This is a genomic window from Streptomyces sp. NPDC044063, from assembly GCF_056434285.1.
This window is the reverse complement of record NZ_JBWKFM010000003.1, coordinates 343,900-352,964: the sequence shown is the minus strand read 5'-3', so window position 1 is coordinate 352,964 and position 9,065 is coordinate 343,900. Positions and strand designations below refer to the sequence as shown.

7 protein-coding genes are annotated in these 9,065 nt (G+C 72.4%); 4 read left to right on the top strand and 3 right to left on the bottom strand.

What is annotated here, in order from left to right; all coding sequences use genetic code 11:
• Window positions 1–333: 333 nt before the first annotated feature.
• From AC07BS_RS06820 to AC07BS_RS06810, 3 genes are all read right to left on the bottom strand, one after another.
• Entirely contained in the window at window positions 334–1,047 is a 714-nt protein-coding gene (locus tag AC07BS_RS06820; protein ID WP_478646619.1) for an LmeA family phospholipid-binding protein, read from the bottom strand.
• A 232-nt stretch (window positions 1,048–1,279) separates the two neighbouring features.
• A complete protein-coding gene (locus AC07BS_RS06815; RefSeq protein ID WP_478930660.1) occupies window positions 1,280–2,596 on the bottom strand; it encodes a hypothetical protein in 1,317 nt (438 codons plus the stop codon).
• Between the two features lie 10 nt (window positions 2,597–2,606).
• A complete protein-coding gene (locus tag AC07BS_RS06810; RefSeq protein WP_478646615.1) occupies window positions 2,607–2,927 on the bottom strand; it encodes a MoaD/ThiS family protein in 321 nt (106 codons plus the stop codon).
• Window positions 2,928–3,050: 123 nt separating this feature from the next.
• Between AC07BS_RS06810 and AC07BS_RS06805 the strand changes: the two genes are divergently transcribed.
• From AC07BS_RS06805 to AC07BS_RS06790, 4 genes are all read left to right on the top strand, one after another.
• The gene (locus AC07BS_RS06805; RefSeq protein WP_478646612.1) at window positions 3,051–4,784 is read left to right on the top strand and encodes an ABC transporter ATP-binding protein; all 1,734 of its coding nucleotides are present in this window, start codon (window positions 3,051–3,053) and stop codon (window positions 4,782–4,784) included.
• A 125-nt stretch (window positions 4,785–4,909) separates the two neighbouring features.
• Complete coding sequence (locus tag AC07BS_RS06800; protein ID WP_478646749.1) at window positions 4,910–6,814, top strand: ABC transporter ATP-binding protein; 1,905 nt, start codon at window positions 4,910–4,912, stop codon at window positions 6,812–6,814.
• Between the two features lie 404 nt (window positions 6,815–7,218).
• Complete coding sequence (locus tag AC07BS_RS06795) at window positions 7,219–8,010, top strand: response regulator transcription factor (RefSeq protein ID WP_478646609.1); 792 nt, start codon at window positions 7,219–7,221, stop codon at window positions 8,008–8,010.
• A 24-nt stretch (window positions 8,011–8,034) separates the two neighbouring features.
• Window positions 8,035–9,060 carry a LacI family DNA-binding transcriptional regulator gene (locus tag AC07BS_RS06790; protein ID WP_478646607.1) on the top strand — a complete coding sequence of 342 codons (1,026 nt, stop codon included), beginning with the start codon at window positions 8,035–8,037 and terminating at the stop codon, window positions 9,058–9,060.
• Window positions 9,061–9,065 lie beyond the last annotated feature (5 nt).

Genomic DNA, 9,065 nt, shown 5'->3' with positions numbered 1-9,065 from the left:
AACCGGAAGAACGGCTTCGGTCAGACACGGCGACAGAGCATGGCGGAGACGCGGCACAGGTCGACTGCCCGCCGCTTCGTGAGGTCCGCCTGTCGGTTCATAGGGGCGATCGTAGGGAGGGCGGCGGGCGCTGTCACCAGGGCGCCGAATAATGAGACAAGATATTCCGGATGGTGGGATGGGTGGTCACCGACGTGGCCCGGGAGGGCCCCCCGGAGCCGCGCGCGGCCCCGGATCGGGCCGCGCGGACTGATGTACGGACACGGGCGTCTCGGAACGTGGACCCCGTCGTGTTCGGGCCGCGCGCGGCCCGGGCGTCGGATCGCCGGCCGGTCAGCCGGCCAGGTTGACCTGGGTCCCGGTGAGGGTGACGTCCACGCCGTTCGGCGTGGTGACGACCTTGTCGAGCTTGAGGCCCTTGGGCAGGCCGCTGATCCTGCGGTCGAAGTCGGTCTTGGCGCGGACGGCCTGCTCCAGCCCCGGGATGCCCTGGGCCGGGATCTCGTCGGCGTGGACCCGGATGGTGTCGCCGTTCACCACGGACACCGTGGACACCACGCTGCGGGTGATCGGCTGGCCCATCACCGGGACCGTGCCCGTCACCTTGACCTGGCTGCTGCGCTCGGCGCCGTCCTTGCCGCCGTAGCCGACGCTGACGCCGGGGTCGGCGGTGGCCTTGGTGAGGTCCGCGTAGGAGATGTGCGCGGTGCCCGTCGCGCGGCCCGCGACCGCGGAGGAGAAGCTGCTGTCGATGCGGACGTCGTGGAGGCGGGCGTCGAAGCCGCTCACCGTGATGGTGCGGTCGCCCGCGCCGGCGGTGATCCCGCCGTCGAGCTTGATGTCGACCTCCTCCAGCTCGGACCCGGCGACCTGGGTGAGGAAGGGGAAGCCCTTGATCGATACGTCGGGGGTGCCGGAGAGTCCCTGGCTGCTGCGTATCTTCTCGGCGGCCTGGTTCTCGGCGAACCAGACGGCGCCCCGGTCGGCGGCGACGAACAGACCGCCGAGGACGATGGCGGTGATGAGCAGTATGCGAAGAGCGCGCATCGGTTGGTCGGTCCCCCCACGCGTGGATCGGAGGGCCCGGTCGGCCCTTGTCGGGTCAGGCCTCCCCGGCCTGTCCCGCGAGCCTAACCGGGCCGGTCGGACAAACGCCGGGTCGGTTGCGTAACCGATCTGTAACCGATCCGGCGAATGTCGATCAGTATCGATCAGAGGGGGGTCGTCTGTCAGCCGACCGCCGACCGCCGACCGCCGACCGCCGACCGCCGGCCGACCCTCAGCCGAGCGCCCTGCCCAGGACGTAGACGGCCGGTGCCGCCAGCGCCAGCGGCAGCGCGACGCCCGCCGTCATGTGCACGAACCGCGAGGGGTAGTCGTAGCTGGCCACCCGCAGGCCCACCAGGGCGCACGCCCCGGCCGCCAGGCCCAGCAGCGCGCCCGTCGTCCCCATGCCGGTCACCTGACCGCCCGCGATGCCCGCGCCGGCCGCCGCGACCAGCGCGATCACCGGCGAGGCCAGGGACGGCAGCGGCAGCGCCCGCGCCAGCACGGCCGCGGCCACACCGAAGGCGCCCACCACCACCGCGTCGGGGTCGGCCGCGAGGTGGCCGGCCGCCATGACCGCGAGGGCCGTCGAGGCGGTGGCCGCCGTCAGGCCGTAGAGCCGCTCGTCGGGCGCGGCGTGGCTGCGCAGCTGGAGGATCACGACCAGCAGAATCCATACGCCGAGCGTGCCCAGCATGGCGGTCGGCGCCTGGGGCGGGTCCGTGAGCAGCAGCGCCACGTCGGCGACGACACCGCCCAGGAACGCCAGCGCGATGCCCTGCCGGGCCGGCCACATGCCGTTCAGCCGGAACCAGCCCGCCGCCGTCACTGCCTGGAGCAGCACCACCGGCACCACCAGCGCGGCCTCGGCCAGCGGGGCCGCGGCCGCCAGCAGCGCGGCCAGCACCGTGGTGATCAGCGCCGGCTTGAAGCCGGGGGAGAGGATCTGCGGGCGACCCTCGGCCTTCGCCTTCTCGGCGGCCGTCATCGGCCGCTCGTGCGCGGGGCCGTCGTCCAGCTCGGCGGGGGAGGGGTGCGACAGCGGTGCCGCCGCCGCGGGCATCCCGGCCACGGGCATGGGCTCCGCCACCGGCGATGCCACCGGCGCGGCCGCGTACGGCGCCGGGTGCGCGGACCCGTGCTCCGGCCGGTCCCAGGCCGCGGCGCCCGTGCCGCCGCCGCTCCACGCGTCGTACGCCGGCTCGGCGGCCGGCGCCGGCGCGGCCGGCTGCTGTTGCTGCTGCCAGGCCCGGGCGTCCCAGGACTGGGTCTGCCAGGTCTGGGTGGCCGGCTCGTCGTGCGCCGGGTACTCCTGCCGCGGCTGCGGCCACGCGGGCGCGGCGGGCGCCTGGTGCGCCGCCGGGTCCTGGGTGCCGTAGCCCTGGCCGTAGTCGTACGCGGACGGTGGCTGCCGGCCGTCGCCGGTGTGGGGGTCGTAGGAGCCGTACGAGCCCTGGGCGCCCTGGGCGTCGTAGGAGCCGTGGGGGTCGTACGGCGGGTACGGATCGTGCGGCTCGTACGGGCCGCCGTGGTGGTGCTGATCGCTCATGCTGCCGGGGTCACCCTCCTGCGAAGGGCGGGAGCACCTCGACCGTGCCGCCCTCGGTCAGTCGGACCGTCGAGTGGTCGCGTGTGCCGGCAGGAGTGCCGTCCACGAGGAACGAGCAGCGCGCGAGCACGCGCGCGAACTCGGGACGTTCCTCGTGCCGGAGCCGGGCCGCCGTGAGCGCGTCCGCCAGCGTCCGCGCGGCGTACGGCTCCTCGGCCGTACCGGCGGCGGCCTTGGCGGCGGCCCAGTAGCGGATGGTGCCGGCGGGCGGTTCCGGTTGCCCCGGCCGCGCCGGCGGGCACGCCGGTCGTGCCGTGTGTGTCGTCGCCACGGCGACCCCTTCCGTTCTTTCCGGCATCCTGCCGCCCACCATGATGACGGGTGCCGGGCCGGGCACGGTCCCCCGGCGGGAAAGGAGGGGCCGTGCGGAGGGGTGCTCGCATAGGCTGCCTGTGTGTTGGTACGACTTCTCCGGGCTTATGTGCGGCCCTATTCCGGAGCGATCGCGATGGTCGTCCTGCTGCAGCTCGTGCAGACGCTCGCGACGCTCTACCTTCCCACTCTCAATGCGGACATCATCGACAAAGGCGTCGTGAAGGGCGACACCGGCTACATCCTCGGCACCGGCGGGCTGATGCTCGCGGTGACCCTGGCGCAGATCGTCTGCGCCATCGGCGCCGTCTACTACGGCGCCCGGACGGCCATGGCGGTCGGCCGCGACCTCCGCGCGGAGGTCTTCGACCGGGTCCAGTCCTTCTCGGCGCGGGAGATGGGCCAGTTCGGCGCCCCCTCGCTGATCACGCGCACCACCAATGACGTCCAGCAGGTCCAGATGCTGGTGCTGATGACCTTCACCCTGATGGTCTCGGCGCCGATCATGTGCGTCGGCGGCGTCGTGCTGGCGATCCAGCAGGACGTGCCGCTCTCCGCGCTGCTGCTGGTGATCGTCCCGGTCCTGGCGGCCATCGTCAGTGTGATCGTCTGGCGGATGCGGCCGATCTTCCGCGGCGTCCAGGAGCGCATCGACGTCGTCAACCGGGTGCTGCGCGAGCAGATCACCGGCATCCGCGTCATCCGCGCGTTCGTCAAGGACACCCACGAGCGGAAACGATTCCGTTCCGCGAACGACGACTTGATGGACGTCTCGCTGCGGGCCGGCCGGCTGATGTCGACGATGTTCCCGTCCGTGATGCTGGTCGTGAACATCTCCTCGGTCGCCGTCGTGTGGTTCGGCGGCCACCGCATCGCCGACGGCGACATGCAGATCGGCGCGCTGACGGCGTTCCTCAGCTATCTGATGCAGATCCTCATGGCCATCATGATGGCCACCTTCATGTTCATGATGGTGCCGCGCGCCGAGGTGTGCGCCGAGCGCATCCAGGAGGTGCTCACCACCGACTCCAGCGTGGTCCCGCCCGCCGCCCCGGTCACGGAGCTGCGCCGGCGCGGGCACCTGGAGCTGTCCGGGGTGGAGTTCCGCTACCCGGGCGCCGAGGAGCCGGTCCTCAAGGACGTCTCGCTCGTGGCGCGGCCCGGTGAGATCACGGCCGTCATCGGTTCCACGGGCAGCGGCAAGTCGACGCTGCTGGGCCTGGTGCCCCGGCTGTTCGACGCCACCGCCGGCACGGTCTCGCTGGACGGCCGGGACGTGCGCGACCTCGACCCGGTCGTGCTGTCCGACGCCGTGGGGCTGGTGCCGCAGAAGCCGTATCTGTTCTCCGGCACCGTCGCCTCCAACCTGCGCTACGGGCGTCCGGAGGCCACCGACGAGGAGCTGTGGCAGGCGCTGGAGACGGCCCAGGCCCGCGACTTCGTCGAGGCCATGGAGGGCGGGCTCGACGCGCCGATCGCCCAGGGCGGCACCAATGTCTCGGGCGGCCAGCGCCAGCGCCTGGCGATCGCCCGGGCCCTGGTGCGCAAGCCCGGGATCTACCTCTTCGACGACTCCTTCTCCGCCCTCGACTACGCCACCGACGCCCGGCTGCGGGCGGCGCTGTCCCGCGAGACGCAGGACGCGGCGGTGCTGATCGTCGCGCAGCGGGTCTCGACGATCCGCGACGCCGACCGCATCGTGGTCCTCGACGGGGGCCGTGTCGTCGGCACCGGCACCCACACCGAACTGATGGGGACCGACGAGACCTACCGGGAGATCGTGCTCTCCCAGCTGACCGAGGAGGAGGCGGCGTGACGTCCCCCGACAGGCCGGGCGGCGCGCCCGGCGGCGGCCCCGGCGGTGCCGGTGCCGGGAAGGGCCCCGGCGGCGCCGGGCCGCAGCGCAGAGGCCCGGCCCCCGCGGTCGGCATCGGCCGTTTCATGGGCGGGCAGCCGACCGAGAAGTCCATGGACTTCCGCGGCTCCGCCGGCCGGCTGCTGGCCCAGCTCCGGCCGCAGCGGGCCCTCATCGTGCTGGCGCTCGCCCTCGGCGTCGCCAGCGTCGCGCTGAGCGTCGTCGCGCCGAAGGTCCTCGGCCGGGCCACCGACCTGATCTTCGCCGGTGTGATCGGCGGGGACATGAAGCCGGGCGTCTCCAAGGCCGAGGTGCTGGAGGGGCTGCGGCAGCGCGGCGACGGCAAGATCGCCGATCTGCTCTCCGGCGTCGACTTCACCCCGGGCCGGGGCATCGACTTCGACGCGGTCGGCGAGGTGCTGCTGTGGGTGGCGCTGATCTACGCCGGCGCCTCGCTGTTCATGTTCGTCCAGGCCCGCCTCGCCACCAACATCGTGCAGCGCTCCGTCTTCCGGCTGCGCGAGGACGTCGAGGCGAAGCTCGGCCGGCTGCCGCTGAGCTACTTCGACCGGCAGCAGCGCGGCGAGGTGCTCTCGCGCGCCACCAACGACATCGACAACATCGCGCAGACGCTCCAGCAGACCCTGAGCCAGATCATGGCCTCGCTGCTGACCATCGTCGGCGTGCTGGCCATGATGTTCTGGATCTCCTGGCTGCTGGCGCTGGTCGCGCTGATCACCGTCCCGGTGTCGATCCTCGTCGCGACGAAGGTCGGCAAGCGGGCGCAGCCGCAGTTCGTGGCGCAGTGGAAGTCGACGGGCCGGCTGAACGCCCACATCGAGGAGATGTACACCGGCCACTCGCTGGTGAAGGTCTTCGGGCGCCAGAAGGAGTCCGCCGAGACCTTCCGCGAGGAGAACGACGCCCTCTACGCCGCCGGCTTCAAGGCGCAGCTCATCTCCGGCGTCATCCAGCCCGCGATGATGTTCATCGGCAACCTCAACTACGTGCTGGTCGCCGTGGTCGGCGGGCTGCGGGTGGCGAGCGGTTCGCTGTCGATCGGTGACGTGCAGGCGTTCGTCCAGTACTCGCGGCAGTTCAGCCAGCCGCTCACGCAGGTGGCGTCCATGGCCAACATGGTGCAGTCCGGCGTGGCCTCGGCCGAGCGGGTCTTCGAGCTGCTGGACGCCGAGGAGCAGTCGCCGGACGCGAAGGACGCGATCGTCCCCGAGGCGGTGCGCGGCGAGGTGGCGTTCGAGAAGGTCTCGTTCCGCTACGAGCCGGACAAGCCGCTCATCGAGGACCTGTCGCTGACCGTGCGGCCGGGCCAGACGGTCGCCATCGTCGGCCCGACGGGCGCGGGCAAGACCACGCTGGTGAACCTGCTGATGCGGTTCTACGAGGTGGGCGGTGGCCGGATCACGCTCGACGGCACCGACACGGCGGCCATGTCGCGCGAGGAGCTGCGGTCCCATATCGGCATGGTGCTCCAGGACACCTGGCTCTTCGGCGGGACGATCGCGGAGAACATCGCGTACGGCGCGGCCGCGGACATCCCGATGGAGAAGATCGTCGAGGCGGCGAGGGCCACCCACGTCGACCGGTTCGTCCGCACCCTGCCGGACGGCTACGACACGGTGATCGACGAGGAGGGGGCGAACGTCAGTGTGGGCGAGAAGCAGCTCATCACGATCGCCCGCGCCTTCCTGGCCGAGCCCGAGATCCTGATCCTGGACGAGGCCACCAGCTCCGTCGACACCCGTACGGAGGTGCTGATCCAGCAGGCGATGAGCCGGCTGCGGTCCGGCCGTACGAGCTTCGTCATCGCGCACCGGCTGTCCACCATCCGGGACGCCGATGTGATCCTCGTGATGGAGTCCGGCCGGATCGTGGAGCAGGGCACCCACGACGCGCTGCTGGCGGCGGGCGGGGCGTACGCCCGTCTGTACGAGGCGCAGTTCGCCCAGCCGGTCGCGGAGGAAGTGGCGTAGCGCCCCCGCGCGGGCCGCGCACCGCGCCGGGAGGCTCCTTCCGCGGGAGCCTCCCGGTGCTGGCCCCGGGCCGTCCCGGCGCGGCAGACTGGTAGGCGGCGGAGAGCCGGGGTGACCGTCAAGGGCGCGAAGCGGCCACCACTCGAAGTGAGCGACGAAACACAAGGTCGTGCAAAATCGCCGGTACCTCCGAAAGTCACGTGGGTTATTCTGCTGAGCGATGAGGATCCGGGCAGAGTGGCCCCCGGGTCCTTTTGTGCATTCGGACGACGAGCAGTGCCCCACCGTCCTCGCAAGGACCGAGGAGGAACCGACGCAATGGGCGAGCGAAGCGCACGGCAAGAGAACGGACCCCGCGGGAGCCGCGCGGGGTGGCAGGCGACCACCGGAGCGGGTGAGAGCCGATGAGCTCCCTGCTGCTCCTGACCAACGCACTCCAGCCGTCGACCGAGGTGCTGCCCGCGCTGGGCCTGCTGCTCCACAGCGTGCGCGTGGCCCCGGCCGAGGGCCCGGCCCTGGTGGAGACCCCCGGGGCCGACGTCATACTGATCGACGGCCGCCGTGACCTGCCCCATGTCCGCAGCCTCTGCCAGCTGCTGCGCTCCACCGGCCCCGGCTGTCCCCTGCTCCTCGTCGTCACCGAGGGCGGCCTGGCCGCAGTCACCGCCGACTGGGGCGTGGACGACGTGCTGCTCGACACCGCGGGCCCCGCGGAGGTCGAGGCGCGGCTGCGGCTGGCCATGGGCCGCCAGCAGATCACCACGGACGACAGTCCCATGGAGATCCGCAACGGCGACCTCTCCGTCGACGAGGCGACCTACAGCGCCAGGCTCAAGGGCCGGGTCCTCGACCTGACCTTCAAGGAGTTCGAGCTGCTGAAGTACCTCGCCCAGCACCCCGGCCGGGTCTTCACCCGGGCCCAGCTGCTCCAGGAGGTCTGGGGCTACGACTACTTCGGCGGTACCCGTACCGTGGACGTGCACGTGCGGCGGCTGCGGGCCAAGCTCGGCCCGGAGCACGAGTCACTGATCGGCACCGTCCGGAACGTCGGCTACCGCTTCGTTGTGCCCGAGAAGGCGCCGGACGCCGCCGACCGCCCCGACGGGGAGGCCGCGGCCGACACCGGTGGCGGGCGGTCGCGGACCGCGCCGGGACGCACCGTCGAAACCGAGGCCGCTCGCCCGGTGAAACGGTAGGTGGACCCGCGTAGACTGCCGCGCGTGGCCAAGGTGACGCGGGACGATGTGGCACGGCTTGCGGGGACGTCGACCGCGGTCGTCAGCTATGTCATCAACAATGGACCGCGCCCGGTGGCACCGGCGACGCGGGAGCGGGTGCTTGCCGCGATCAAGGAGCTGGGGTACCGGCCGGACCGGGTCGCGCAGGCGATGGCGTCCCGCCGGACGGACCTCATAGGCCTGATCGTGCCGGACGCCCGCCAGCCCTTCTTCGCGGAGATGGCGCACGCCGTCGAGCAGGCGGCGGCCGAGCGCGGGAAGATGGTCCTCGTCGGCAATTCCGACTATCTGGACGAGCGCGAAGTGCACTACCTGCGCGCCTTCCTGGGCATGCGGGTCTCCGGCCTCATCCTCATCAGCCAGGGCCCCAGCGAGACCGCGGCCCTGGAGATCGACGCCTGGGACGCCCGCGTGGTCCTGATGCACCGCAGGCCCGACGCCATCGACGACGTCGCCGTGGTGACGGACGACGTCGGCGGCGCCCAGCTCGCCACCCGCCACCTCCTGGAGCACGGCCACCCCTACGTGGCCTGCCTCGGCGGCACGGAGGAGACGCCCATGGTGGGCGACCCGGTCACCGACCACGTCGAGGGCTGGCGCCGCGCCATGCGCGAGGCCGGCAAGACCACCGAGGGCCGCCTCTTCCCCGCCCCCTACAACCGCTACGAGGCCTACAAGGTCGCCCTGGAGCTGCTGGCCGGCCCGAACCGGCCGCCGGCCATCATGTGCGCCACCGACGACCAGGCCATCGGCGTGCTCCGGGCGGCCCGCGAGCTGCGCATCGACGTGCCGGGCGAGCTGGCCGTCGCCGCCTTCGACGACGTGAAGGAGGCGGCCCTGACGGACCCGCCCCTGACCACCGTCGCCTCGGACCGCCAGGCCATGGCCCGCTCGGCCGTGGACCTGGTCCTGGACGACGGCCTGCGCGTCGCGGGCAGCCGCCGGGAACGCCTCAAGCAGTTCCCGTCCCGGCTGGTCGTCCGCCGCTCCTGCGGCTGCGGCGGCTGACGTCA

Coding starts and splice junctions, on each gene's coding strand:
- AC07BS_RS06820 (WP_478646619.1), bottom strand. CDS start 1,047: ATGCGCGCTCTTCGCATACTGCTCATCACCGCCATCGTCCTCGGCGGT.
- AC07BS_RS06800 (WP_478646749.1), top strand. CDS start 4,910: ATGGGCGGGCAGCCGACCGAGAAGTCCATGGACTTCCGCGGCTCCGCC.
- AC07BS_RS06815 (WP_478930660.1), bottom strand. CDS start 2,596: ATGAGCGATCAGCACCACCACGGCGGCCCGTACGAGCCGCACGATCCG.
- AC07BS_RS06795 (WP_478646609.1), top strand. CDS start 7,219: ATGAGCTCCCTGCTGCTCCTGACCAACGCACTCCAGCCGTCGACCGAG.